Raw genomic sequence first — 26,590 nt, 5'->3', positions numbered from 1 at the left:
TCTATTTGTCCCTCAAGCACCCCATGTCCGCTCAAGCACATTGATCCAGTTTCCGTGAGCCAGTTTGACGATGGAAGCATCGTCATATCCGTGTTTACGGAAGGCGTCTATGACGAGCTGGAGATCACCGACATCGCGAAGCGTGGAAGAAATCGTGGTGCCGTCAAAATCGGAACCCAGCGCCAGATGGTCGATCCCGATGCGGTTGACAATGTAATCAGCATGGCGAACGAGTTCGCTCAGATCCGTATTCGGATCGCGTTTTCCATCTTCGCGTAGGAATGAAACGCCAAAGTTAAGCCCGACGAGACCGCTAGTATCGCGGATGGCATCCAGCTGCTTGTCGGTCAGGTTGCGGCTTTGCTGGCAAAGCGCGTGCGCATTTGAATGCGAAGCCACGAGCGGCGCATCGGAAATTGCCGCTATGTCCCAGAAGCCTTTCTCGTTCATGTGTGAAAGGTCGACCATGACTCTGAGTTCATTGCAGGCGCGAATGAGCGCTTTGCCATGATCGGTGAGGCCCGGGCCGATGTCAGGCGACGCCGGAAACCGGAACGGGATGCCATGGGCAAAAATATTCGGACGGCTCCAGACAGGCCCAAGCGTTCTGAGGCCTGCCTCATGCAATACATAAAGGGCATCAAGGTCTTCGCTGAAAGCTTCCACACCTTCGATATGATAGACAGAAGCAAAAATGCCGTTGGCAAAGGCATCACGAATATCGGCTGCAGTTTTGCAAATACGAACTTTGCCTTCTGACGCCCGTTCGATTTTCAGAAGGATTGCCGACATGGCGAGGGTTGCCTTCATCGCATCTGTCTGGCTCGGCGTCGCCAGATTGCCATTAGTGTCGAGCTCTCGTGAAGGCGAGGGCACATATACTGCGCACAAGCCGCCGCCGAGCCCACCCTTCTGCGCGCGTGGAAGGTCGATATGGCCGACATTTTCTCCTTCAAGAAAACGCTTTTCAGGCGAGGAAGCATGCGATGACCACAGGCGCAACAACACGTCGTTGTGACCATCGAAAACGGGTATCTTCTGTTCTGTCGCCATGGGGAAGCCTTTTCAAAATCAAGTCTGGTATTTGAGAGGGGTGATGGACCCAAGCGAGAAGAATTGCAAATGCGATTTCGGTCACTTGATATGACGGCCCTGCATGAAGGGCGATTCTTTCTTGCAGAAGCTCCCTTTAATTTGCCCTCATGCAAACTCTGCATAGGGAATGCAAAATTCTGCATTGGCCCCTGCCTCCGCTGACGTGATAGCGGGAAGCTGGAAAAATATATCCAGAGATAGAACGCTGTCGATAAGCGCCCGATGTCAGGGAGCCATTCAGAAAGCGTTGCAAGAGGAGCTCTCAATGATTTCAAGACGCGGTTTTCTGGCAGGTGCGGCTGCCGTTCCTTTCCTGTCCTATGCGAGCATTTTGCCTGCCATTGGAGCCGGGCGTCAGGATATTCTGGTTGTGGCCCAGCAGCTCGACAATATGACCAGTCTTGATCCGCATGAGAGCTTCGAAGCTGTCGGCAGCGAAGTCTGCAACAACATGTACCAGCGTCTGGTACATCCAAGCCTTTCCAATCCGGATCAGGTGGAAGGCGGCGTTGCTGTTTCCTGGGAAGCCGACGCTGATGGGAAGGTCTTCATCTTCAAGATCGATCCGAATGCAAAATTTGCAAGCGGCGCGCAGATCACGGCTGAAGATGCTGCTTTCTCGCTACAGCGTGCGATCAAGATGAACAAGGGCCCGGCTTTTATCATTGGCCAGTTCGGTTTCACGCCAGAGAATGCAGAAAAGAACATCGTAGCGACCGATCCGTCGACATTGTCTCTGACGGTCGAGCAGTCGACATCGCTGCCGTTCCTGCTGTATTGCCTGTCGGCAAGCGTTGCCAGCATTGTGGAAAAGAAGACCGTTCTGGAAAATGCCTCTGGCGACGATCTCGGCAATGGCTGGCTTCAGAAGAATAGTGCTGGTTCGGGTGAATGGGTTCTCGTGTCTTGGAAGCCGAGCGAAAACATCATCCTGAACGTTAATCCACATGGGGCCTATAAGGGTAATGTGAAGCGCATCCTGCTACGTCACGTTGCGGACCCGTCCTCGCAGCTTCTCATGCTCCAGAAGGGGGACGTCGATATTGCTCGCAATTTGACGTCCGAGCAGTTGCGTGTTCTCCACGGCAACGGTGATTTCGAGCTCGTCACCAAGGCAATCGCGGGCATTGGCCTGATGTCTCTCAATCAGAAGATTGAAAAGCTCACTAATCCGAAGCTCTGGCAAGCGATCAAGTGGGCCGTCGACTATCAGGGCATCCAGAAGAACATCGTTCCGTTGACGCACAAGGTGCACCAGACCATCATCCCGGAAGGTTTCCCCGGTGCAGTTAACGAAACACCTTTCCAGAAGGATTTGGAAAAGGCGAAGGGCCTGATGCAGGAAGCTGGTCTTGCCGATGGTTTTACCATCAAAATGGATCATTATTCTGCTCAGCCTTGGCCGGATATCGCGCAGGCCATTCAGGCGAACCTTGCCGAAATTGGCATCAAGGTAGAACTTCTGGCCGCCGAGAACCGTCAGGTTCTCACCAAAATGCGTGCTCGCGAGCACGAAATTGCGCTGACCGCTTGGGGCTCAGACTACTTCGATCCGAACACCAATGCCGACGTCTTCTGTAATAATCCGGATAATTCGGATAATGCGGCTACCAAGCCTTTCGCCTGGCGTTCGTCCTATCAGAACGAGGAGTTCGCGAAGAAGTCGATTGCAGCCCGCGATGAACGCGATTCAGCAAAGCGCATCGAACTCTATGAGAATCTGCAGCGCGAATTCATGAACGATAGTCCGTTTATCGTGATGCTTCAGACTGTTACCACAGCCGCCTGCCGCAAGGATATTACCGGAATGCGTCTCGGCGTCTTGTCCGATTCTCATTCCTATGCAGGGATCGCCAAGGCGTGAAGAAAAGCCTCAAGAACCTGACCGGTATCCTGAGCAGCGTGTTAATCACGCTGTTCGGGCTTATGGTCATTACCTTCATGATCGGCCGCGTCATGCCGGTCGATCCTGTTATTGCTGCGGTGGGCGACAATGCGCCAGAGGCTGTTATCCAGCGTGTCCGCGCGGAGATGGGCCTCGATCAGCCGCTTGTAATCCAGTTCGTGCATTATGTCGGGCAGGTCCTGCACGGCGATTTCGGCACCTCTATTCTGACCCGTAATCCGGTGACACAGGATATCGCCCGTTATTTTCCAGCGACATTGGAATTGGCAACGGCTGCGCTTCTTGTTGCTGCTCTTATCGGTATTCCGCTGGGGGTGTGGGCTGCTGTCCGGCAGGGTTCCATCGTCGACCAGACGATCCGCGTGATCTGTCTTGCAGGGCACTCTGTTCCCGTTTTCATGCTGGCCCTGATATCGCTTCTCGTCTTCTATGCGACGCTCGATATAGCGCCCGGTCCGGGACGACAGGACATCATTTATGAGGGCATGATCCCGCACGTTACCGGCCTGCTCACGATCGATACTCTTATTGAGGGCGACTGGGACGCGTTCCGGGATGCCGTCTATCACATGATTCAGCCGGTTCTGATCCTCGCCTACTTCAGCATGGCGTATATCACGCGTATGACCCGCGCTTTCATGCTTGACGCGCTCAAGGGTGAGTTCGTGATTACGGCACGTGCGAAAGGCTTGTCGCTGACCTCGGTCATCTGGAAACATGCTTTCCCGACTGTTGCCGTGCAGCTCGTGACAGTTCTAGCGCTCACCTATGCAGGTCTGCTGGAAGGTGCTGTCGTGACCGAGACGGTCTTCAGCTGGCCGGGCTTGGGGCAGTATCTGACCGTGTCGCTGATGAATGCCGATATGAATCCGGTGGTGGGCGCTACGCTGCTCATCGGTATCATCTATGTCGGACTCAACCTGCTCGCCGATATTCTCTATAAAGTTCTGGATCCGCGTGTCCGATGATTTTTGCCAATTTTCATAACTGGGCGCTGGATGACTCGCCTGCTTCTCGTTCTCAGGCTAACTGGGGCAGGCGTTATCGCATTTGGGTGAACCTTCGGGCCAATCCGCTCGCGATGATTGGTCTCTTTATCATTGTCGCTTTCGTCGTTCTGTCGTTGGCCGCACCATTGCTGGCGCCCTATGATCCGAGTGTTCAACATCTAGGCAACCGTCTGTCTGCTCCCACTACCGCGCATTGGTTCGGGACTGATGAGCTAGGCCGCGATATCCTATCGCGCATTCTTTACGGTGGCCGCGTAACCCTTGGAATGGTTATCGCTGTTGTCGTTCTCGTTGCGCCGATCGGGCTCTTTATCGGTTGTATCGCCGGCTATTTCGGCGGGATTGTTGACACTGCGTTGATGCGCGTCACTGATGTCTTTCTTGCGTTTCCTCGGTTGATCCTGGCGCTGGCCTTCGTGGCTGCGCTGAAGCCAGGTGTTGAAAGTGCCGTGCTTGCAATCGCATTGACTGCGTGGCCACCCTATGCGCGCCTGGCGCGCGCGGAAACCATGACTTTGCGCAAGAGCGATTTCATTGCAGCCGCCAAGCTGACCGGTGCATCGCCATTCCGCATCATTTTGCGTCACATCATGCCGCTTTGTGTGCCGAGCGTCATTGTGCGCATTACGCTCGACATGAGCTCGATCATCATCACCGCAGCAAGCCTTGGCTTCCTCGGAATGGGTGCACAGCCGCCATCGCCCGAATGGGGTGCGATGATCGCCACTGCCAAGCGCTTCATTTTCGAACAATGGTGGGTTGCCACCATCCCCGGCATCGCGATCTTCCTTGTATCGCTCGCCTTCAATTTCCTTGGCGATGGTCTGCGTGACGTGCTCGATCCGAAGCAGAATTGAGAGAACAGATGCTGGTTGATATCAAAAATCTGCAGATCAGCTTTCAAACGCGTACCAGCCGTTTTGACGCTGTTCGCGGGATTTCGCTTCAGCTCGGTCGTGAAAAACTGGGTATTGTCGGCGAAAGCGGCTCGGGCAAGTCCTTGACCGCGCGGGCCCTCATGAAATTGCTGCCGCCAATCGCTGAAGTGAAGGCCGACAAGCTTTCATTCGATGGCATCGACATTCTGTCAGCCACCGAACGTGGCATGCGTCAGATACGTGGCAAGCGGGCGGGCTTTATTCTTCAGGACCCCAAATATTCGCTTAACCCGGTCAAGACAATTGGCGTGCAGGTAGCTGAAGCGTGGCGTACCCACAAAGGCGGTAGCAAACGTCAGGCAATGGATGCTGCGGTTGATCTTCTCGATCAGGTTATGATCCGCAATCCGCGTGACGTGGCAAAGCTCTACCCGCATGAAGTTTCGGGCGGTATGGGCCAGCGTGTCATGATCGCCATGATGCTGGCGCCCGATCCCGAACTGCTCATTGCTGACGAGCCGACATCCGCGCTCGACGCTACTGTTCAGGCGGAAATTCTTCGCCTGATCGACGATCTGGTTTCCAAGCGCGGAATGGGACTTCTCCTCATCAGCCACGATCTTCCACTCGTGTCGCATTTCTGCGACCGTGTCATGGTCATGTATATGGGCCGTGTCATGGAAGAATTGAAAGCTGCCGAACTTGTGCGTGCTGAGCATCCTTATACGAAAGGGCTTCTCAATTGCATTCCATCGCTCATGCATCCTCGTGATCGATTGCCGGTTCTTAATCGCGAAGAAAGCTGGCTGAACTCATGATAGTCATTGATCAACTTCGTATCAGCTTCAACGAGCGTGAAGTCGTCAAGGGTGTGTCCTTCAATGTCGAGAAGGGCGGGAGCTTTGGAATTGTTGGTGAAAGCGGCTCGGGTAAATCCACCATTCTACGCGCAATGGCGGGTCTCAACGAACAATGGAGTGGCCGCATCGCTTTCGACGGGAAGGACGTTGCCCCAAAGCGTGCACCCGCCTTCTTCCGTCAGGTGCAGATGGTGTTTCAGGATCCCTTTGGCTCACTGCATCCACGCCAGACCATCGACCGTATCCTGAGCGAGCTTCTGCTGGTTCATGGTATCGGCGATATCGACAAGCGTATTGAAAAGGTTCTTGACGAAGTCGCGTTGCCCAAAGCTGCGCGGTTCCGTTTTCCGCACCAGCTTTCGGGCGGACAGCGCCAGCGCGTGGCGATCGCGCGAGCCCTGATCGCCGAACCGGAAGTTCTGCTACTGGACGAACCGACATCGGCGCTTGATGTCTCGGTACAGGCTGAAATTCTCAATCTTCTCGCGGACTTGCGCGCTGAAAAGAATCTCACTTATGTGCTGGTGAGCCACAATCTCGCTGTGATCGCGCATCTCTGCCCGCAGGTGGGGGTGATGCAACACGGCGAGATGGTGGAACAGCTTAACGCCGATGATTTGCGCGCTGGGCGAACGACACATCCGCATACCACAGAATTGCGCGCGCTAAGCGTCAATCTGGAAGAACCTGCCTGACGGAGTTTTCATGTCAACGCATGCTGACTGGAATGCGGCTTCGCTTGCCGCGAAAGTCTTGTCGAGAACCTGGGCTAAGGATGAGCCGGGTGGCGTCATCATCGGTTTCGGCCCAGATGGAGTGAAGTTTGCCTATGCGAGCGGGCTTGAAAACCTGTCTACGGGGGTGCCGTTCACGGCGAATACAGTCGTTCGCTACGCATCAGTCACGAAACACGCGTTTTGTGCGATGGTTCTAAAGCACTGCGATATCATTGGCCTCGAGGATCGGCTCGGCGACCATCTGCCGGAACTGCAAAGTCCACTGGCCGATGTCACCGTGGGGCGTGCACTCGACATGACTGGTGGTCTGCCCGATACGCGGGAATGCCTCACACTTCTGGGGCTGTCTGTTTATACAGAAACGGAAGCGGGTCAGCTTCTGGACTACCTTGCTTCTCTCAATCGGCTCAATTTCGAAGCGGGTTCGGAAATTTCGTATTCCAACACCGGTTATCGTCTGGTGGAAGCTGCACTGGAGCGAAAAGGGTTTCGCTTCAATGATTTCGTTAGATCGGATATTGCGCAGCCTCTCGATATTTTCATGGAGGCGCCGGACGTCTGGAGTGATCCGGTCGCGGGTCTTGTTCCCGGTTACTGGAAGTCTGACGAAAATTGGCAGCTCAGCTCTGCTGGCCTGCACATTTCGGCTTCTGGTAGCCTGACTGGCAGTGGCATGGCGCTGACCAAATGGGCGCAGGCGCTCGTCAACGGCGATGGCGTGTTAAAAGGCTTGCTTGATAAACTGTCGGCTGATCGTCGTCTCTCCGACGGGCGCGTAACCGGTTACGGCCTCGGATTGCGGTGGAACGAAGTGCATGGCAAGCGGTTCGTCGGACACGGTGGTTCGCATCCCGGCTACAAGAGCTATTTTCTGCTCGATCCAGCCGCGAAAACCGGCATGATTGTTGTTTCAAATCGTGAAGACGCCAACACCTATAAGATGGCGCGAGATTGTATGGCCGCTCTCAACGGATTGTCGTTGCCAGAGACCAATTGCACGATCCCCGACGGGCTTTATGTGACGGAGAGTGGACCGTTCTGGCTGGAAATGCGCAACGGTATAGCCAACTGGCTTGATTCCGAAGACACGCTTTACGATATCGGCGATGGCTGGTTCTCATCCCTGTCGCCGTCTTCGCCGGTTGAACTCCGCTGGACGGGTACGGAACTGGAAGGAGAGATTGGTTACGTATCTCGCCGGTTGAAGCCGGTGACACCGAAACCTGTGTGCCGGGAACTCGACGGCCACTGGCAGGCATCGCCCTATGGCGCCAGTTTCGATATCAAGGATGGTCACCTCATCATGGGTATAGGTCCGACCCGCCGAGCCATGCCGTTGGAAGACCTCGGTCAGGGGCGCGCGCTGTTTACGTTGCATGACGGCCCTTGGACCAAGCGCGTCTGTCTGCATAAGCTTGATGACAATCGGGTCGGGCTCGTTCTCAGCCGAGCCAGAATGATCGAATACATCCGGTAGTCTGGACATTCGTACGTTATGGACGCGGCGGAAGGGTGACCTTACCGCCGCGTCTTGCATTGTGGTAACTTTCGACAATTGATTCCGAATGTGAGGTGACGTGATGCTGGAACGGATGATCGATCAGGGCGCAGGTCGGGAACCTGCCGACATCGTGCTGAAGGGCGGCCGTTTCTTCGATCTCGTAACCGGTGAACTTGTTGAAAGTGACATCGCAATCTGCGGTGATCGGGTTGTTGGAACATTCGGCAACTATCAGGGCAAGCATGAAATCGACATTTCCGGACGGATCGTCGTGCCGGGATTTATCGATACGCATCTTCACATAGAATCCTCCCACGTAACGCCGCATGAGTTCGACCGGTGTGTATTGCCACAGGGCGTTACCACGGTCATTTGCGACCCGCACGAGATTGCGAATGTGCTGGGTGCTGAAGGCATAAAGTTTTTCCTCGATAGCGCGTTGGAAACCGTCATGGATATCCGCGTGCAGCTTTCGAGCTGTGTGCCCGCGACCCATATGGAAACGTCTGGCGCCGAGCTTCTGATCGATGATCTGTTGCCTTTTGCTAACCACCCCAAGGTGATTGGTCTTGCGGAGTTCATGAACTTTCCAGGTGTTCTGGCGAAAGACCCCGAATGCATGGCGAAGCTTAAGGCGTTTCAGGGACGCCATATTGATGGTCATGCGCCGCTTCTGCGCGGGCTCGACCTGAACGGCTATATTTCCGCAGGTATTCGCACCGAACACGAGGCGACAAGTGCGGAAGAAGCGCTGGAAAAGATGCGTAAGGGCATGCATATATTGGTGCGCGAAGGGTCAGTTTCCAAGGATCTGAAAGCGCTTATGCCGATCATTACCGAGCGCCACGCGCAGTTTTTGGCACTGTGCACAGATGACCGGAATCCGCTCGATATTGCCGATCAGGGCCACCTCGATTATCTTATCCGCACGGCGATTGCAGGCGGCGTGGAGCCGATTGCCATCTACCGGGCCGCTAGCGTTTCTGCCGCCCGCGCTTTCGGTCTTTTTGATCGCGGTCTGGTTGCGCCGGGCCAGCGTGCCGACCTCGTTGTGGTGGATAGCCTCGAAGGCTGTCACGCTGAAATCGTGTTGTCTGCGGGCAGGGTGATTTCAGAGGATTTGTTTGCCGCTCGTAAGATCGTTGCTCCTGTTGGGCGCAATAGCGTCAAGGCATCGAAAGTCAGCGCTTCCAGTTTCCGTTCGCATTCCAACAGCGGCAAGACACGTGCAATCGGTATAATTCCGGGCAAGATCATAACGGAAAGCCTCGAATTCGATCTGAAGGTTGGCCCGAACGGCGTTGAGCCCGATTTCGAAAAAGATGTAGTCAAGATCGCCGTTGTCGAACGTCACGGCAAAAATGGAAATATTGCGACCGGCTTTGTGCACGGCTTCGGCTTGAAATCAGGTGCAATCGCGTCAACCGTCAGTCATGACAGCCATAATATCTGTGTGGTTGGAACGTCAGACGAAGATATTGCTGCAGCTGCCAACCGATTGGGCGAAATTGAAGGTGGTTTCGTTGTCGTGCGAGATGGCAAGGTGTTGGCTGAAATGCCTTTGCCCATTGCCGGATTGATGAGCACCGAACCATATGAAACTGTCCGTGACCAGCTTCGCGTGCTGCGTCATGCAGCGGAAGAACTGGGTTCCGTTCTGGAGGAGCCATTCTTGCAACTGGCCTTCATCGCCTTGCCTGTGATCCCGCATCTCAAGATCACTGACCGCGGCCTTGTGGATGTCGACAAGTTTGCATTTGTCGGGAACTGATCAATGTAAGCCGCCGACACCCAGCAGTTCTTCGACGGTCTGCTGGTTTTCGGTGAGTTCTGCTGAAGTGCCAGACCACGCGATGCGCCCACGTTCCAGTATGATGACGTGATCGGCGAAATCGAGTGCACTCTGGATGCGTTGTTCGACAAGCAGAATCGTCATGTCTCCCTTTTGCGCAAGTGTCGAGAAAGCAGCCATCAGTTCTTCGCAGATGACAGGAGCAAGCCCTTCCAGCGGTTCATCGAGCAGCAGCACTGTCGGTCGCCCGAGAATGCTGCGCGCGGTGGAAAGCATCTGTTGTTCTCCCCCGGAAAGCTGCGACCCAAGATTGCTGCGTCGTTCCTTAAGACGCGGAAACATCGCATAGGCTTCTTCGAGCGCATTCTTTGGTCGGTTTTTGAGGCCAACGAAGAGATTTTCTTCGACGGTGAGGGTCGGAAAAACATCACGAGTTTGCGGCACATAACCGAGACCGGCAATTGCGCGCGCGGCTGATGGAAGCGTGGCGATATTCTTCCCATTCAGCAGAATTTCACCGCCATAACGGCGCGTTTGCCCTGCGATAGTGGCAAAGAGGCTGGTCTTGCCGACACCATTGCGGCCCAGAATGGCAAGTCGCGATCCCGGTTCTGCTTTGAACGATACATTCTCGATGACGCGCGTGGGGCCGTAACCGGAGGAGAGATTGCGAATTTCAAGCGAGGCGGCACTCATTGCGCATAGCTCCCGAGATAGGCTTCGCGGACGCGGGCATCCTGCACGACGTCTTCCGGCAATCCGTCAAAGATCACAGTTCCGGCAGCTAGAACGACCACACGCTTTGCGAAGCGAAAAACGAGGTCCATATCGTGCTCGATCATGAGTACGGCCAGATCGGCCGGTAGTCGGTCGAGCGCTTCCTCAATGCGGCCCGTGTCGCTCTGTGGAACACCCGCAGCTGGTTCATCAAGCAGCAGAACTTTGGGTCGAAGCGCCAATGCAAGTGCAATCTCCAGAAGCCGCTGTTGGCCATATGCGATCTCACTCACCCGCAACTGTCCGAGGTGCAGAAGCCCGAGCGCATCGAGAATATCGCGCACTTCATCCATGACTTCAGGCATTTTGCGATAGTTTCCGAGAATACGTCCTGTCTTGCCTTCGCGTTGCAAAACAGCAAGAGCCACGTGTTCTTCAGGCGTCATGTCGAAGAAGAGACGGGTAACCTGAAATGAGCGCACCAGTCCGCGCCTGACACGTTGCATTGCGTTGAGCAGGGAGATGTTCTCGCCACCCAATGTCACAGTACCAGAAGTCGCCGTGAGGTTGCCTGTAACCAGATTGACGAAAGTGGTCTTGCCCGCTCCATTGGGACCAATGAGGGCGACGCGGTCGCCTTTCGCCATACTGAGCGAAACATCGTTTGTAACCGCCAGACCGCCGAAACTCTTGTGCAGTTTCGTTACTTCAAACACGGTGCTCATTTGCGGCGCGCCTTCTTTTCAAAGTAATAGACGACGGTTCCATAGAGGCCACGCGGCGCGAATAGCACGACGGCGATCAGCAGAGCCCCAACCATTGTAAGCCAGTGGAAGGGGCTCGCAGCAGAGACGAGGTCTTCGAACCACATGAAGACAACTGTGCCGATCAGTCCTCCGAACAGCGATCCTGTGCCACCGAGAACCAGCATTACCAAAGCTTCCGCCGACATGGTGAAGCTAAGACTGTCTAGTCCGACAACCTGCGTTGAAATGGCGTTCAGCGCGCCACCGATGCCAGCAACAGCACCCGAAACGACATACATACGAAGCTGTGCTGACTGGACCGAAGCACCCATGGCATGAATGCGGATCGGGTCTTCTTTCACACCTCGGCAAAGCATACCGAAGGGTGAACGAACAACATAACGTAGGAAGATGAACGAAACGAGCAGCAGGATTACGGCGTAGATATAGACTGTGTGTCCGTAGAGATCGAACTCGAATATGCCGAAGATCGGATCGGGCGAAATGCCGCTTAGCCCATCACTGCCGCCGGTCCAGCTTGATGCTTTGTTTGCAGCTTCGTGGAACAGATGGACAACGGCAATCGACAGAACGAGCTGTGCGAGGCCGTGCGCGCGCAGAATAACGGCGCCAGAAACAAGTCCGGTGATAGCTCCTGCAACGAGACCGATAAGTGTCATCAGGATCGGGTCGGTAAGACCGAAATGGGCGGCGGCGATGCCGGCACCATAGGCACCAGCGCCAAACAAAGCAGCATGGCCGAGCGTTGCTATACCGCAATAGCCCGTCACCAGATCGAGTGACAATACGAGCAAGGCAATGGCAATGATGCGTGTCAGCAGCGCCAGATTATCGGGGAACAAAAACCAGCCGCAAATACTGGCAGCGATAATTGCTGCTACGCCAACAAGACCCGCATAGGAGTGACAGTGTTGGGAGAGAGCTTGTGTCATGTCGGTCATTTTTTGGCCAGCCTTCCTGCAAGACCGCGCGGGAACAGCGTCACAATGACGATCACTGCCAGATAGAAGAAGAACTCGCCATATTCCGGTGCCAGGTAACGACCGGTTGTATCGATTGCTCCGAGCAGGAGGCAAGCAATCAGCGCTCCAGGTATGGAGCCTGCGCCGCCGACAGAGACAACAACCAGAAATGTCACCATGTAGCGGAGTGCATAGTAGGGTTCGACAGGTAGAAGTTCGGCGCCGACAACACCGCCGAACGCTGCGAGCCCAATGGCAAGCGCAAAGCTGACGGCATAAACGATTTCCGTTCGTACACCCAGGGCTGCCGCCATGTTGGCATTATCTACGGCAGCGCGCAGTTTCACGCCGAAGGCAGTACGTTCAATGATATACCAGAGGCCAAAAGCTACCGCGAAGCCGCACCCGATTGCAAAGATGCGATGCTTGGCAATTGCCCGAAAGCCGAGATCGACAGATCCACGCAACATTTCAGGCAAAGGAATAGTCTTCAGTGTTGGTCCGAATATATAGTTGGTGAGACCGATAATGCAGAAAGTGATGCCGATGGTCATCAGCACCTGTGTCAGTTCAGGCGCTCCATAAATGCGCCGATAGAGCAATCTCTCCACGGGAACGGCGATTAACATCGTGCCTACGACGGCGATGATGATCGCAAAGCCGTAATTGAGGCCAAGCTGCTGGACAGCATAGGATGCAAAATAGCCGCCAATCATTGCAAATGCGCCGTGAGCGAGATTGACGACGCGCATCAAGCCCATGGTGACCGAAAGGCCGATGGAAATGACGAAAAGCACCATGCCATAGGCGAGGGCATCAACGGCAATGCTGAGCACAGTCTGCATTGAGTGGTCCTGTTGAGCGCATCCCGAAAAGCACGAAAAAGTTTTCGGGTGCGCGTTAAAATAAGCAGTTATGAGCTATGAGCGCGCTTTACGCCTGGTCAGGCGTCAAGGCGTTAACTCTTGAATGCCGGAGTTACTGAGCTTTTAGGCCGGGGTCGCCCTGCTTCTCGAAGGTTTGAATTTCCTTGTTATAGTAAGTGCCGTCATCAGCCTTGGCTACTTCGCGCAGATAGATGTTCTGCGTCATATGGCGGCTTTCGGGATCGATGGATACAGGGCCGCGAGGGCTGATCCATTCCATGCCTTTCACGGCCTCTACCGCCTTTTCAGCATCTTTTTCACCGCCTGTCACTTCGATCATCTTGTAGATGACATGCATGCCATCATAAGCGCCGACCGAAGGGAAGGACAACTCCACAGGATTGCCGATAGCCTTTCGGGCTTCTTCGACAAACTTCTTGTTCTCTGGCGAGTCATGCGAGACTGCGTAGTGGAAAGTCGTCAGAACACCAAGAGCATTTTCTCCAAGCGCCGGAAGATCGGATTCCTGTGTCAGGTCACCTGGAGCAAAAAGCTGAATGCCCGAGCCTTTCAATCCGTTGTCGACATAGGATTTCATAAAGCCGAGCGTGGTTGGTCCAGACGGCAGAAAAGCAAACACTCCTTGCGCGCCAGAGTCTTTGATACGCTGCATGATAGGGCTGAAATCGTTCGTAGCGAGCGGCATCCGAATAGCTTCGACCACTTCGCCACCGGCTTCTGTGAACGCTGCCTTGAAAGCGTTTTCCGCATCCACTCCCGGCCCGTAATCGCTGACAACCGAGATGACTTTCTTCACGCCCTTGTCGAGTGCAACCTTAGCGATCGGGGTTGACGTTTGCCATGTGGTGAACGAGGTGCGCACCACATAAGGGCTCTTCGTTACAATGGAAGAGGTGGCGGCATTCATGACGACCATCGGCACATTGCCTTGTTTGAGAATGGGGGTAACTGCCATGGCGTCAGGGGTGAAATAGAAGCCAGCAAGATACTGCACGCCTTCCTTGACCACGAGTTCCTGTGCAAGCGCCTTCGATTGCGCTGGATCGGCCTGCGGCACATCACGATAAACGATCTCGACAGTGTCACCGCCGATCGTATTGCCGTGCTCTGTCATATAGGCGTCGATGCCGGCCTTGAAGTTCTTGCCCTGAAGAGCAAACGGGCCTGAAAATGGACCAATGACGCCGACTTTCACCACATCGGCATAAGCTGCTGATGTTGTGAGTGAAAAGACCGCGAGCGCGGTTAATGCGATTTTCTTCATGTTCTCCTCCCTATCGCCCACCATTCCCGCGCGTGACCGTCTCGTCGCAACAGGGAATGTCCTGATTTCAGCATGCCTATCTAATTGGTCATGTAAAATGAAAAATTCCTTATAAACGATACCCGGATGGTTATGTGTCCGAGAATTGTTCGTTTCCGATTCGAACCACCTTATCGATCAGGATTGATGCAATCTTGAGTGCACTGCCAGTCGACGCAACAATTTGCGGCAGGATCATCCATTCGATCATCCAAGCCGCGCCTGAGCGCTCCTGCTCGTGCACCATAGCCTGATGCAACCCACCCATTTGGGCCGCGTTGAAACGGGCAAGGCTGACCAGTATCTCTGCCGACACCGGATTTTGCTTGTGCGGCATGGCGGATGAACCGCCGCCGCCTGTCAAGGAGAGTTCGGTGCCCAGTTCAGCCATAAGCGCAATATCTTGCCCGAATTTTCCAAGAGTACCCGTGATGAGCGAAAGCAGATTGCCGAACTCGACAATGAAGGTCCGCTGGCTATGCCATTGCGGGCTATCGTGCAATCCGAGCCTATCAGCCAGCAAAGCACGCAGAACCGGTGCCTGATCACCGAATTTTTCAAGCGTTCCGGCTGCACCTCCGAACTGTACGGGAAAGACGATGGTGTTCAGTTTGGTCTCATAAGCGCTGAGCGGGTTTTTCCAGCTTGAGATGCGGTCCGATACGGTGATCGGAATAGCGGATTGCATACGTGTATAACCGGTCAGGATATTCCTTCCAAACGTCGCATCAACCCAATCGAAACGCTGCGTGAGTTGCTGAATTCGCCCATAAAGAATTGTACTTGCGTGTTTCAGCCGCAAAATCAGGCTCGTATCGATGACATCCTGGCTCGTCGCGCCGAAATGAACGTATTCGCCGTAATCCGTTCCGACCGCCAGACGCAGTTCCTTCACGAATGAAGGAATGACAACCCCGTCACGTGTAGTCGCTGTTGCCAGATTGGATAGGTTGGGTTCGAACGTTTCTGAGGCTTGTTTGATCGCTTGTCCTGCCTCGACCGGTATCAAGCCGAGCCCCGCTTGAGCTTCGGCCAGAGCCGCTTCAAAGCGCAACATCTCGGCAATATCAGCCGCCGCAGTAAACAGGCTCAATATCTCTTCGTCGTCGCCGAAAAGCTGTGCCAGAAACGGATGTTCGAAGACCGAGATGCTCATGCGTCAAATATCGAAAAAGACAGTTTCTTTCTCGCCCTGTAAGTGGATGTCAAAATGATAGACGCTACCATCACGCTGACCGATCAATGTTTGCACCCGGTTGCGATGTTCGATGCGTGCAAGGACCGGGTCCTCTGCATTCGCATCGGCTTCATCGGAAAAATACATCCGCGTCTGCAGTCCGAGATTAATGCCGCGGGCCACGATCCACAAGGTAACGTGTGGTGCCATGAGGCGGCCATCTTTGAAAGAAACGCGGCCAGGTTTGATCGTCTCGAAAGTGAACTCGCCCGTGTCCATATGGCTCGGACAACGGCCCCATCCACGAAAGCCAGGCTCGGCCTTGCCGCCGGTTTCGGAGGGGCTGTTATAGAGGCCCTTCGCATCAGCCTGCCATATTTCTATCAGCGCATCGCGGAGTGGTGCGCCCATGCCATCGATGACATGGCCCTTGATAGTGATCCGTTCGCCTGTCGTCTTCTCTTCATAGAGAGGACCGGAGCCGAGATCCTGCTCGAAAATGCCGTTGATGCCGACAAAATTGGGTGTCAATCCGATATGGACGTAAGGGCCCGCAGTCTGTGATACGGTTTCTTTGAGGTAGCCGAGAGGTTGCACCATATCAGTTACCCTCCGGGCGATTTTCAAACAAAGTTGCGCGGCGCCCGCGCAACACAATGTCGAACTTGTAGGCAAGCATATCCATCGGCAAATTAGCGTTCATGTCCAGAGGTGCGACCAGCCGTTCGACAGCTGATTTGTCGGGAATAGTTTTTACGATCGGGCAAATCCAGATCAGCGGATCGCCCTCGAAATACATCTGTGTGATGAGGCGCTGTGCAAAGCCATGACCGAATACAGAAAAATGGATGTGAGCCGGACGCCAGTCATTCACACCATTTGGCCAAGGGTACGGGCCGGGCTTTATGGTCTTGAACCAGTAGTAGCCGTTTTCGTCCGTGACCGTGCGACCGACGCCGCCGAAGTTGGGGTCGATGGCCGCAAGATAGGTTTCTTTCTTGTGACGATAACGCCCGCCAGCGTTGGCCTGCCAGAATTCCAGCAGTGCGCCTGGAACAGGACGGCTACTCTCGTCCAGAACACGACCATGAACAAGGATGCGCGGACCTATCGGCATTTCGCCGGGGCGCGCATAATTGAGGATGAGGTCATTATCCAGCTCGTGCAGCATACTGTGACCGAATACAGGGCCCGTAATTTCACTTTTGGTGCCTTCGAGCGAAAGCAAAGCACGAGTAGGCGAGCGAAGGACGGAGGTCTTATACCACGGCGTATAAGCCGGTGGATGCATGGACAGATCGCGAGCAAAGAACGGAGTTGCCTCCGGCAGACTGTTCTTCATTTTTCAGCTTCCTCCGCTTCCATCTGCGCATAGGTCTGCTTTGCGATCTTGAAAGCGTGGTTCGATGCCGGAACCCCCGCATAGATTGCGACATGCATCAATGCTTCGCAGATGTCCTCTTTCGTTGCGCCCGTATTTTTCGTAGCGCGTATATGCATGGCAACTTCATCGTCTTGCCCGAGTGCTGCAAGTAGTGCAATCGTAACGATCGACCGTTCTCGTTTGGTCCAGCCGGGTCGCGCCCAGACCGTGCCCCATGCGGCTTCTGTTATAAGCTCCTGAAACGGAGCATCAAGGTCGGTTGCACCGTTTGAAGCGCGATCTACATGCGTATCGCCCAGAACTGAACGGCGCACGTTCATGCCGATCTTGTAGCGTTCCGACCGCACTGCCTTGTCAGCCATGGCTACTCTCCATGTTAGAATCTGTTTGAAATAAAGTTGCGCAACAGCGAGGCATAGGCATCGGGCTGTTCAACGCAGGGAATGTGACCGCTGGCGGCAATCTCTGCGAAATCTGCTTCAGGAATAAGACTTGCCAGTTCGCGCACAAGGGTAGGCGGCGTGGAGCCGTCCTGATCACCGACCAGACAAAGTGTTGGCACCGAAATAGTTCTGGCTACTTCGGTTAAATCCGCTTCACGCAGCGCGGCACAGGTGGCCGCATAGCCGTCGAGCGGTTGCCGAACGAACATATTGCAATAGGCACGATAGGCAGGATTATCGGAGCGTCGATAGTCCGACGTGAACCAGCGGGGCATCGTCGCGTCGAGGATGCTTGAAAGGCCATCCTGCTGAATAGCAGCTATGCGCGCGTCCCACATCGCTGCTGTACCGATCTTGTGAGCGGTGTTGGACAAAACGAGTCCGGTCACCAGATCGGGGCGCGCTGCATAAACACCTTGCGCAATCAGTCCACCGACGGAAAGACCGCAAATGATCGCCCGTTTTATCGAGAGCTTGCCGAGCAGGTTGATGAGGTCGGTCGCAAGGAGTTCGATTGTGTAGGGGGTGGCTCCGACATCTGAAAGGCCGTGGCCGCGCTTATCATAAACGAGCGTCGATACGTCGTTGCGCAGGCGTGCGCGAACTTCATCCCATATCCGGAAATCTGTTCCGAGCGAATTGATGAAAACCAGAACAGGCTTCTCTGCGGCTACTGGCTGGAAATCATAATGGATGACGACGTCGTTTACGGATGCGAACTGCACAGCTTTCTCCTCTTACATCGCACTGTCGTGCTTTGAACTGGTTAAGTAAAATGATATTATTGACAAAAATCATAACTACAGGGTTATAGATAAGTGATTGGGAACAGGATCAAATTTCGCCATCTGCATACGTTTGTTGAGGTTGCGCGACAGAAGAGTGTAGTCAAGGCCTCCGAACTCCTGAGTATCAGCCAACCAGCAGTGACCAAGACGATGCGTGAGCTGGAGGAGATTCTGGGCGTTCCAGTAGTGGAACGCGATGGTCGTGGCATAAGGATAACGCGGTTCGGTGAAGTATTCCTGCGTCATGCTGGGACGGCTTTGACCGCCTTGCGGCAGGGGCTGGATTCCGTGTCGCAAGAATTGGATGGATCAGGACCGCCTATTCGTATTGGCGCCTTGCCGACAGTCTCAACACGCATCATGCCGAAAGCGATGAGCCTGTTTCTCGCGGAAAGAACGTCTAGCCGTGTAAAAATCGTTACGGGTGAAAATGCTGTTCTTCTCGAGCAGCTACGGGTTGGTGATCTCGATCTGGTTGTAGGTCGGCTTGCCGCGCCAGAAAAGATGACCGGTTTTTCATTCGAGCATCTTTATTCGGAGCAGGTTCGATTTCTTGTCAGGACAGGGCATCCCCTGACGGACGGACGCGCGGTTTTCGAGCATCTGGCCGACTACCCGGTTCTGATGCCGACACGCAATTCAATCATTCGCCCGTTTGTGGATCGTTTGCTGATTACAAACGGTATAGGTGCCCTGCCAGTTCAGATTGAGACCGTTTCCGATGCGTTCGGACGTGCTTTCGTCCGCGACAGTGATGCGGTGTGGATCATTTCAGAAGGTGTTGCTGCCAGAGATGTATCTGAAGGCAAGCTTGTCGCTCTTTCCATCGATACAAGCGAAACGACAGGTCCGGTAGGGTTGACCATGCGAACTGACACGACACAGACGGCCGCTATGCAAATTCTGATCCAGACGTTGCGCGAAGCTGCTGGTATGAAGCTCTAGGGGCAGGACCTACTAACTGGGTGAAAATGGTGTGAGGCCATCCGTTTGGATACGAGGAGAAAAGGCGAAGGAAATGTGGTCATTTTCGAGCCTTTTCGACACTGTAGCCAAGTGGATGGACCACATCCTCCGGACACCGAAATGCCAAGGCTGGTCTCGGCGATCTGCGGCGTCGAACCGCTCGACCGGGGAACCACCCCGTTCTTCGCGTCTCTCCTGGCAGCTCTTGTCATTTCAGGCGCCATTTCCATCAAATTAGTAGGTCCTGACCCTAGAGATTAACGCGGTCAGCGACCCAAATAAGGTAGCTGACCGCGCTAGTTGCAAGAAGTTCTGGCCGGAACTTCTTGCTGGGGGGTCGATTGGCAATAAAACTCTACATCAATTCTAAAATAAATCATCAGTTTTATATGTTTTATTAAATAGTATTAGTTACGTCTAATTTATAGTATTCACCGTTCAGAACGGCAATCCGACGTAGTTTTCAGCAAGTGCGGTTGAGGCAGCTTCGGAAGTGCAGAAGTAGTCAAGTTCTGCTTCCTGCACTTTCTGATCAAACGGAACCATATCAGGAAATCGGTGTAGCATTTTGGTCATGGACCATGAAAAGCGTTCGGCCTTCCAGATGCGCGCAAGCGCATTAGCAGAATAAGCATCGATGCCAGATTTTGATTTGTCCAGATAAAACTCTCTCAATCCTTCGTAAAGATAGTGCACGTCGCTGGCGGCGAGGTTTAGCCCTTTCGCACCTGTCGGAGGAACGATATGAGCGGCATCTCCAACAAGGAAAAGCTGTCCAAAGCGCATTGGTTCAGCCACGAAAGAGCGTAGAGGCGCAATGGATTTCTCGAAAGACGGTCCGGTTATCATTGCTTCGGCATGATGTGCCGGAAGGCGACAGCGCAGTTCATCGTAAAAGCGCTCGTCGCTCCAGTCTTCGATCTTTTCATCAAGTGAACATTGGATGTAGTAACGGCTGCGTGTGAGCGAGCGCATGGAGCAAAGCGCAAAACCTCGTTCGTGGTTGGCATAGATCAACTCATGAGCGACCGGCGGAATGTCGGCCAGTATGCCGAGCCAGCCAAAGGGATAGACCTTTTCAAAGATATCGATTGCCTTGTCTGGTACGGATTTGCGGCTTATGCCGTGATACCCGTCACATCCAGCGATGAAATCGCAGTCGATGCGATGGGTTTTGCCGTCCCTTTCGAAGGTAATATATGGCGATGTCGTATCGAAATCATGCGGTGTTACGTCGGCGGCTTCATAAATGCTAGTGGTGTTCGACTTCCGCCGTTCATCCATAAGATCGTGCGTCATCTCAGTCTGGCCATAAACCGTAACGCGCTTGCCGGTCAGCTTATGCAGGTCGATACGGTGATCCCGACCGTTGAAGGCGAGTGAGAAACCGTCATGTGGCAATCCCTCTGCGTGAAGGCGTGTTGAAGCTTCGGCTTCATCCATCAGATTGACCGTGCCTTCTTCCAAGACACCAGCACGTACACGGCCCAGAATATAATCCGCGCTGACGCGATCCAGCACGACATTGTCTATCCCGGCTTTAGTCAGAAGTTGGCCGAGGAGCAAGCCGGCCGGGCCCGATCCGATGATTGCCACCTGAGTGCGCATAAGTTCCTCCCAATGCAAGTCCGCCTTTATTCTTGAAGGAACGTTCCTGCTGGCAATGGATAATCTCGACTATTTATTGTACAAATCGAACATGATTGGAGGGCAAGTGTCGGATAATTTTGTTCCAACATACGAGCTTTATGGAGAAGAAAGCGAGCAAAAGCCGGATTTTTGGCTACACTGCGAGACGCTTTTCTCGCGATCAAGTTTGCATAATTTCGAAATTTCGTTGCATCGTCACGAGAGCTTCTTTCAGCTTTTATATATTGAAGGGGGTACGGGGCAGGTGAGCTTCGATGGCGTCATCTACCCCTTTCAAACGCCATGTGCCATTATGGTGCCACCCGGTTTCAATCACGGGTTTGCATTCTCTCGAGATATAGTGGGGCACATTGTAACGATTTTGAGCCCTCATATGCCGCTTATTGGAGACGGTTCTGAGGGCGCTATGGCGAAGTGGTTGATGCAGCCTCAACTCATATCGATGAAAGGAGCGGGCAACGAGAATCTGGCGTTACTTTCCTCTCTTCTGCGGCAATTACAAGATGAGTTTCACACGAGAAAACCATATAAAAACAGTTTGCTGGAATCTCTTATTCAGGCGGTTTTCGTTTATATTCTGCGGCACGCTTATTCTTCGAAGCTCGTGAAGCAGGAAGACCGCCAGATATATGGGCATGCTCGTATTGAGCGCTTGCAGGAACTGATTGACCGTCATTACCGAGAACACAAGCCCGTTTCATTTTATGCGAAACTGTTGGGTGTTTCATCAACGCATCTCAACCGGACTGTCAAACAACTGACAGGAAGGACGACACAAGACATGATTGCAAGCAGGCTGATTGAGGCGGCCAGGCGCGATTTGATAGCTATGCCATCATCGGTACAGCATATCGCCTACAGCCTTGGCTTTTCAGATCCCGCATATTTTTCACGCTTCTTCCTTAAGATAACGAGCGAAACACCCCGTACATTCCGTTTGAGGGAGCGTGAGCGTCTGGCCGCTCTGGATTCATCATCATAGAATAAATTGGATTTTTCATTCTCTGCGGTCATCTCAGCAAATTGCGTAGATCCCACTGGACTTGAAGCATTGCAGGCAGGAAGCGTTCCACAAGGTCAATTGTTTCGACATGTGCCACGGGTGCCCCGATGTTGAGCGCCGCAACTACTAAACCTCGATGATTGAAAACAGGAACAGCGATGGAGCGTAGTCCGAGCTCCAGTTCCTGATCGTTGATTGCATAACCTTGACTACGAATAATGGAGAGTTCTGTCATCAACGGGGCAATTTCCACCTTTGTAAATGGTGTCAAAGCTTTCCGTTCAGTGCGCTCGAGAAGCACCTGAGCCTCGCGTCCATGAAGCCAGGCCAGAAGCACACGCCCCATCGAAGCACAGTAGGCTGGAAGCCTGCTGCCCGCCATCAAGTTGATGGAAATCACGCGCATTTGTGAGGCGCGCGCGATGTAGACAATTTCCGTTCCATCCAGAACGGATGCGGATGCGCTCTCTCCGACGGCATCAGAGAGCCGGTCCAGATGCGGCTGGATAATTGTCGGCAATGGCGTCGAAGATAGATAGGCATGCCCGAGCCGAAGAATTTTGGGCAGAAGCATGAAGAACTTGCCGTCATACTCGGCATATTCGAGCTCGGTCAGTGTCAGCAGGCATCGTCGTGCGGTTGCACGATCGAGACCAGTTATTTTTGAAACGTCCGCTATTGAAAGACGTGGTTGGTCTTCACCGAACGCTTCGATGACCTTCAATCCCTTTGCAAAACCGCCGATGAAATCTGTTTCGCGCATGAAATCCCTCTCAATTTGCGTAGATATTTTGTGCGATATATGAACAAATGTCAAATAACGCACAAAATGTTTGACCCTTTGCCGATGAGGTGGCTAACTCCAGTGCGATTGCGACCGGACGCTCAAGCACGAAGCTCGAACGCTCTGGCATGGAGGTAAAATGGACAAGACAATCGGAAGTCTGGCCGAGGCTGTTGCCGGAATAGGCGATGGCGCTACGGTCATGATCGGGGGGTTCGGTGGCTCAGGCGCGCCAATAGAATTGATCCATGCCCTGATCGATAAGGGGCCGAAGAACTTGACGGTGATCAACAATAATGCGGGCAATGGGCGCATCGGCATCGCGGCAATGATTGACGCCGGGATGGTGCGCAAGATGATCTGTTCATTCCCGCGGTCTTCCGATCCGCGCGCTTTCACGGACAAATATATTGCCGGTGAAATCGATCTGGAACTTGTACCGCAAGGAACGCTTGCTGAGCGTATCCGGGCAGGTGGCGCTGGTATCCCGGCGTTCTACACGCCGACAGCCTATGGCACGGAACTCGCCGAAGGCAAGGTAATAGCTGAATTTGATGAACGACCTTACGTGCAGGAGCGTTGGCTGAAAGCTGATTTTGCGCTCATTAAAGCGCATCTTGGCGATACGCACGGCAATCTGACCTACCGCATGGCTGCGCGTAATTTCAATCCACTCATGTGTATGGCTGCTGCAAGGACGATCGTACAGGTATCGGAAATCGTTCCGCTCGGTAGCATAGAGCCGGAAAATGTCATCACGCCGGGTATCTTCGTCGACAGTGTCGTTGAAGTTGCAAATCCGCAGCAAGAAGAAGAGCTCATTCGTGCTGGAGTGACCTACGTATGATGATTGATATTCATGATGACATCAAACTGTCCAACGCCCAGATCGCATGGCGCGCCGCGCAGGATATTCAGGATGGTGCCTATGTAAATCTTGGAATTGGCTTTCCCGAAATGGTCGCCCGCTATCAACCGGAAGGACGCGAAGCGATTTTTCACACGGAAAATGGCGTTCTGGATTTCGGTGAAGCGCCGCCAGCAGGTGAGGAAGACTGGGACCTGATCAATGCTGGCAAGAAGGCTGTTACGCTAAAGCCCGGCGCGGCATTTTTCCATCATGCCGATAGTTTCGCGATGGTGCGCGGCGGACATCTCGATGTCGCGATTCTCGGCGCCTATCAGGTTGCCCAGAATGGTGATCTCGCCAATTGGCGTGTTGGCGCCAAAGGCGTGCCCGCAGTGGGCGGTGCGATGGATCTGGTACATGGTGCGAAGCAAGTTGTCGTCATCACCGAGCATGTAACGAAGAAGGGTGAACCGAAGCTGGTTGAAAAGTGCACTTTTCCGCTAACCGGCGTCGCATGTATCACCCGCATCTATACCAGTCATGCTGTGATCGATATCGACAAGGGGCGTTTCGTGTTGCGTGAAAAGCTAGCCGCCATGACGCTGGAAGACCTTCAAGCCATAACCGGGGCAAAGCTGCATATCGACGGCCCGGTCGCCGATCTCGTTGTTCCCGAATTGTGAGACCATGTAATGAGTGAAGCCTATATCTGCGATTACATTCGCACTCCCATTGGTCGTTATGGCGGCGCGCTTTCATCTATGCGTGCCGACGATCTCGGCGCCATTCCGCTGAAAGCGCTGATGGAACGTAATGGTTCCGTCGATTGGGAAGCCGTGGATGATGTGATTTTCGGCTCGGCCAATCAGGCGGGCGAAGACAACCGCAATGTTGCGCGCATGTCGCTGCTTCTGGCCGGGCTGCCGGCAGGAGTGTCTGGAACGACGATCAACCGTCTCTGCGGTTCTGGAATGGATGCAGTTATAACGGCTGCACGCGCCATCAGGGCTGGTGAGGCGGAACTGCTCATTGCTGGCGGTGTGGAGAGCATGAGCCGCGCCCCCTTTGTCATGCCTAAAGCCGACAGTGCATTTTCCCGCAAGGCGGAAATCTTCGATACGACAATCGGCTGGCGGTTCATCAACCCTTTGATGAAGAAACAATACGGTGTCGATTCTATGCCTGAAACGGGTGAAAATGTTGCCGAAGATTTCAACGTCTCGCGGCAGGATCAGGACACTTTTGCACTTCGCAGTCAGGAAAAGGCGGCAGCCGCGCAAGCCAATGGACGCCTTGCAAAGGAAATTGTGCCGGTCACGATCTCGCAACGCAAGGGCGATCTGGTCGTTGTCGACAAGGATGAACACCCTCGCGCCACGAGCCTGGAAGCACTCGCAAAGCTGGGTACGCCCTTTCGTGAGGGTGGCACTGTGACGGCGGGCAACGCTTCCGGTGTCAATGATGGAGCTGCCGCGCTTATCATCGCATCTGAAGCAGCCATCAGGAAATACGGCCTCACACCGATTGCCCGTATTATAGGCGGCGCCACGGCGGGTGTTCCTCCGCGCATTATGGGTATTGGTCCCGCTCCGGCGACAAAGAAGCTATCTGTGCGTATCGGTATCGTACCTGACGCATTTGATGTGATTGAACTGAATGAAGCATTTGCGTCGCAGGGACTGGCAGTGTTGCGCGATCTTGGAATTGCTGATGACGACAAACGCGTCAATCCCAATGGTGGCGCTATTGCGCTCGGGCATCCGCTAGGCATGTCCGGGGCGCGTATCGCGGGCACGGCGGCGCTCGAACTTGCGCTCAATGGCGGCAAACACGCTCTTGCAACGATGTGCATCGGCGTCGGGCAGGGGATCGCCATTGCGCTGGAACGCGTCTGACACTAACTAGATCACATATCCGGGTGCTTTCCCGCCCGGATTTGTCACATCGAGCTGGGAAGATACTACTTTTACATTGTTGGGCGACTACAATATTGCCCACGACTACCGATCAAGTTAGCATGGCCTCATTACACAACGGCGGGAACAACCCGCCGAACCAAAATGGGGAACATGTCGATGAAAATTGCTCGCCTTGCCCTGATGGGCGGACTCCTCGCAACCGCACTTTATACTGGCTCCGCTGCTGCTCGCGACCTGACGGTCGTGTCTTGGGGTGGCAACTATCAGGATGCCCAGCGTGAAATTTACTTCAAACCTTTTTCCGAGAAGACCGCCAAGCCTTTGCTAGATGAATCCTGGGACGGTGGTTACGGCGTGGTTCAGGCGAAGGTGAAAGCAGGAAAACCCAACTGGGATGTCGTGCAGGTAGAAGCCGAAGAACTCGCTCTCGGCTGTGCTGACGGTCTTTACGAGAAGATCGATTGGGACAAGGTTGGCGGCAAGGACAAGTTCCTCGACAGTGCGGTCAATGATTGCGGTGTAGGGGCAATCGTGTGGTCGACAGCAATCGCCTATAATGCGGACAAGCTGAAAGATGGCCCACAATCCTGGGCTGATTTCTGGGATGTGAAGAAGTTTCCAGGCAAGCGCTCCTTGCGTAAGGGCGCCAAGTATACGCTTGAATTCGCTCTCCTCGCCGATGGGGTCAACAAGGATGAGGTCTATGATGTGCTCTCAACCCCGGAGGGCGTGGATCGCGCGTTCAAAAAACTCGATGAATTGAAGCCGAATATCGTCTGGTGGGAAGCAGGGGCACAACCGCTGCAATTGCTGGCCTCGGATGAAGTTGTGATGGCATCAGCTTATAATGGGCGCATCACGGGCATAAACAGGAGCGAAGGCAAGAACTTCAAGGTGGTCTGGCCGGGCAGCATTTATGCTGTCGATAGCTGGGTGATCCTGAAAGATGCCGAGAACAAGGATGCGGGGCTGGATTTCATTGCTTTTGCCAGCCAGCCCGACAATCAGGTGAAGCTGCCGAAATATGTCGCTTACGGTCTGCCGAACAAGGAAGCTGCAAGCAAGGTGCCTGCGGAATTCGCATCGGACCTTCCAACGGCGGAAGCCAATCTGAAAGACGCCCTTCCTCTTAACGTCGATTTCTGGATCGATAATTCCGAAGAGTTGACGAAGCGCTTCAACGCCTGGTTGGCGCAATAATTCACAGTCAT

General features: G+C 53.9%; 25 protein-coding genes and 1 pseudogene. 13 read left to right on the top strand and 13 right to left on the bottom strand.

All coding sequences use genetic code 11. From position 1 onward, the window contains the following. Positions 1-12: 12 nt before the first annotated feature. Positions 13-1,053: a dipeptidase gene (locus AAE521_RS01335; protein WP_342060303.1), complete on the bottom strand. Its 1,041-nt coding sequence runs from the start codon at positions 1,051-1,053 to the stop codon at positions 13-15. 307 nt (positions 1,054-1,360) lie between these two features. On the opposite strand from AAE521_RS01335, the gene AAE521_RS01330 reads away from it, so the two are divergent. The 7 genes and pseudogenes from AAE521_RS01330 to ade all read left to right on the top strand — a co-directional run bounded on the left by AAE521_RS01330 (position 1,361) and on the right by ade (position 9,758). Further along, positions 1,361-2,959 carry an ABC transporter substrate-binding protein gene (locus AAE521_RS01330; RefSeq protein ID WP_342060302.1) on the top strand — a complete coding sequence of 533 codons (1,599 nt, stop codon included), beginning with the start codon at positions 1,361-1,363 and terminating at the stop codon, positions 2,957-2,959. Beyond that, complete coding sequence (locus tag AAE521_RS01325) at positions 2,956-3,969, top strand: ABC transporter permease (protein WP_071632209.1); 1,014 nt, start codon at positions 2,956-2,958, stop codon at positions 3,967-3,969. The genes AAE521_RS01330 and AAE521_RS01325 overlap by 4 nt, the downstream gene beginning before the upstream one ends. Next, positions 3,966-4,868 carry a nickel transporter permease gene (gene nikC / locus AAE521_RS01320; RefSeq protein ID WP_342060301.1) on the top strand — a complete coding sequence of 301 codons (903 nt, stop codon included), beginning with the start codon at positions 3,966-3,968 and terminating at the stop codon, positions 4,866-4,868. The genes AAE521_RS01325 and nikC overlap by 4 nt, the downstream gene beginning before the upstream one ends. Positions 4,869-4,876: 8 nt before the next feature. Beyond that, positions 4,877-5,707 (top strand): ABC transporter ATP-binding protein, encoded by an 831-nt coding sequence (locus AAE521_RS01315; protein ID WP_071632211.1) that lies wholly within the window; start codon positions 4,877-4,879, stop codon positions 5,705-5,707. After that, positions 5,704-6,444 (top strand): ABC transporter ATP-binding protein, encoded by a 741-nt coding sequence (locus tag AAE521_RS01310; RefSeq protein WP_342060300.1) that lies wholly within the window; start codon positions 5,704-5,706, stop codon positions 6,442-6,444. The genes AAE521_RS01315 and AAE521_RS01310 overlap by 4 nt, the downstream gene beginning before the upstream one ends. A 10-nt stretch (positions 6,445-6,454) precedes the next feature. Beyond that, a complete protein-coding gene (locus tag AAE521_RS01305; RefSeq protein WP_071632213.1) occupies positions 6,455-7,963 on the top strand; it encodes a serine hydrolase domain-containing protein in 1,509 nt (502 codons plus the stop codon). A 54-nt stretch (positions 7,964-8,017) separates the two neighbouring features. Then, positions 8,018-9,758 (top strand): annotated as a pseudogene (ade, locus tag AAE521_RS01300) (adenine deaminase). Here ade and AAE521_RS01295 read toward each other — a convergent pair. From AAE521_RS01295 to pcaD, 10 genes are all read right to left on the bottom strand, one after another. Further along, positions 9,759-10,475 carry an ABC transporter ATP-binding protein gene (locus tag AAE521_RS01295; RefSeq protein WP_012093107.1) on the bottom strand — a complete coding sequence of 239 codons (717 nt, stop codon included), beginning with the start codon at positions 10,473-10,475 and terminating at the stop codon, positions 9,759-9,761. Next, positions 10,472-11,221, bottom strand: a complete 750-nt coding sequence (locus AAE521_RS01290; protein WP_071632215.1) for an ABC transporter ATP-binding protein — start codon at positions 11,219-11,221, stop codon at positions 10,472-10,474. Before AAE521_RS01290 ends, AAE521_RS01295 begins: the two co-directional genes overlap by 4 nt. Continuing rightward, entirely contained in the window at positions 11,218-12,204 is a 987-nt protein-coding gene (locus AAE521_RS01285) for a branched-chain amino acid ABC transporter permease (RefSeq protein ID WP_342060299.1), read from the bottom strand. Before AAE521_RS01285 ends, AAE521_RS01290 begins: the two co-directional genes overlap by 4 nt. Next, positions 12,201-13,070, bottom strand: coding sequence for a branched-chain amino acid ABC transporter permease (locus tag AAE521_RS01280; protein WP_071632217.1), 870 nt, complete (start codon positions 13,068-13,070; stop codon positions 12,201-12,203). Before AAE521_RS01280 ends, AAE521_RS01285 begins: the two co-directional genes overlap by 4 nt. Before the next feature lie 133 nt (positions 13,071-13,203). Continuing rightward, complete coding sequence (locus tag AAE521_RS01275) at positions 13,204-14,376, bottom strand: ABC transporter substrate-binding protein (protein ID WP_342060298.1); 1,173 nt, start codon at positions 14,374-14,376, stop codon at positions 13,204-13,206. Between the two features lie 130 nt (positions 14,377-14,506). Beyond that, positions 14,507-15,571, bottom strand: a complete 1,065-nt coding sequence (locus AAE521_RS01270) for a 3-carboxy-cis,cis-muconate cycloisomerase (RefSeq protein WP_071632219.1) — start codon at positions 15,569-15,571, stop codon at positions 14,507-14,509. 3 nt (positions 15,572-15,574) lie between these two features. After that, on the bottom strand, positions 15,575-16,192 hold the full coding sequence (pcaG, locus tag AAE521_RS01265; RefSeq protein WP_071632220.1) for a protocatechuate 3,4-dioxygenase subunit alpha: 618 nt from the start codon (positions 16,190-16,192) through the stop codon (positions 15,575-15,577). A 1-nt stretch (position 16,193) separates the two neighbouring features. After that, positions 16,194-16,934, bottom strand: coding sequence for a protocatechuate 3,4-dioxygenase subunit beta (pcaH, locus tag AAE521_RS01260; RefSeq protein WP_010658914.1), 741 nt, complete (start codon positions 16,932-16,934; stop codon positions 16,194-16,196). Continuing rightward, positions 16,931-17,338, bottom strand: a complete 408-nt coding sequence (pcaC, locus tag AAE521_RS01255) for a 4-carboxymuconolactone decarboxylase (RefSeq protein ID WP_071632222.1) — start codon at positions 17,336-17,338, stop codon at positions 16,931-16,933. Before pcaC ends, pcaH begins: the two co-directional genes overlap by 4 nt. Positions 17,339-17,352: 14 nt before the next feature. Then, on the bottom strand, positions 17,353-18,144 hold the full coding sequence (gene pcaD / locus AAE521_RS01250; protein ID WP_071632223.1) for a 3-oxoadipate enol-lactonase: 792 nt from the start codon (positions 18,142-18,144) through the stop codon (positions 17,353-17,355). 93 nt (positions 18,145-18,237) lie between these two features. Between pcaD and pcaQ the strand changes: the two genes are divergently transcribed. Beyond that, a complete protein-coding gene (gene pcaQ, locus AAE521_RS01245; protein WP_342060297.1) occupies positions 18,238-19,152 on the top strand; it encodes a pca operon transcription factor PcaQ in 915 nt (304 codons plus the stop codon). Between the two features lie 459 nt (positions 19,153-19,611). Here pcaQ and pobA read toward each other — a convergent pair whose 3' ends face one another. Then, positions 19,612-20,781, bottom strand: a complete 1,170-nt coding sequence (gene pobA, locus AAE521_RS01240; protein ID WP_071632225.1) for a 4-hydroxybenzoate 3-monooxygenase — start codon at positions 20,779-20,781, stop codon at positions 19,612-19,614. Between the two features lie 91 nt (positions 20,782-20,872). On the opposite strand from pobA, the gene AAE521_RS01235 reads away from it, so the two are divergent. Next, complete coding sequence (locus AAE521_RS01235) at positions 20,873-21,805, top strand: helix-turn-helix domain-containing protein (RefSeq protein WP_342060392.1); 933 nt, start codon at positions 20,873-20,875, stop codon at positions 21,803-21,805. A 28-nt stretch (positions 21,806-21,833) separates the two neighbouring features. Here AAE521_RS01235 and AAE521_RS01230 read toward each other — a convergent pair whose 3' ends face one another. Further along, positions 21,834-22,589: an IclR family transcriptional regulator gene (locus tag AAE521_RS01230; protein WP_342060296.1), complete on the bottom strand. Its 756-nt coding sequence runs from the start codon at positions 22,587-22,589 to the stop codon at positions 21,834-21,836. A 160-nt stretch (positions 22,590-22,749) separates the two neighbouring features. Between AAE521_RS01230 and AAE521_RS01225 the strand changes: the two genes are divergently transcribed. From AAE521_RS01225 to AAE521_RS01210, 4 genes are all read left to right on the top strand, one after another. Beyond that, a complete protein-coding gene (locus tag AAE521_RS01225; RefSeq protein ID WP_342060295.1) occupies positions 22,750-23,457 on the top strand; it encodes a 3-oxoacid CoA-transferase subunit A in 708 nt (235 codons plus the stop codon). After that, the gene (locus tag AAE521_RS01220; protein WP_071632228.1) at positions 23,454-24,143 is read left to right on the top strand and encodes a CoA transferase subunit B; all 690 of its coding nucleotides are present in this window, start codon (positions 23,454-23,456) and stop codon (positions 24,141-24,143) included. Before AAE521_RS01225 ends, AAE521_RS01220 begins: the two co-directional genes overlap by 4 nt. Positions 24,144-24,152: 9 nt before the next feature. Continuing rightward, positions 24,153-25,355, top strand: a complete 1,203-nt coding sequence (gene pcaF, locus AAE521_RS01215) for a 3-oxoadipyl-CoA thiolase (RefSeq protein ID WP_071632229.1) — start codon at positions 24,153-24,155, stop codon at positions 25,353-25,355. A gap of 180 nt (positions 25,356-25,535) precedes the next feature. Next, entirely contained in the window at positions 25,536-26,579 is a 1,044-nt protein-coding gene (locus tag AAE521_RS01210) for an ABC transporter substrate-binding protein (RefSeq protein ID WP_342060294.1), read from the top strand. Positions 26,580-26,590 lie beyond the last annotated feature (11 nt).

The organism is Brucella cytisi, from assembly GCF_038433355.1.
GTDB classification, from domain to species: Bacteria; Pseudomonadota; Alphaproteobacteria; order Rhizobiales; family Rhizobiaceae; genus Brucella; species Brucella cytisi.
The sequence above is the reverse complement of the archived record's forward strand: the minus strand, read 5'-3'. Positions and strand labels throughout refer to the sequence as shown.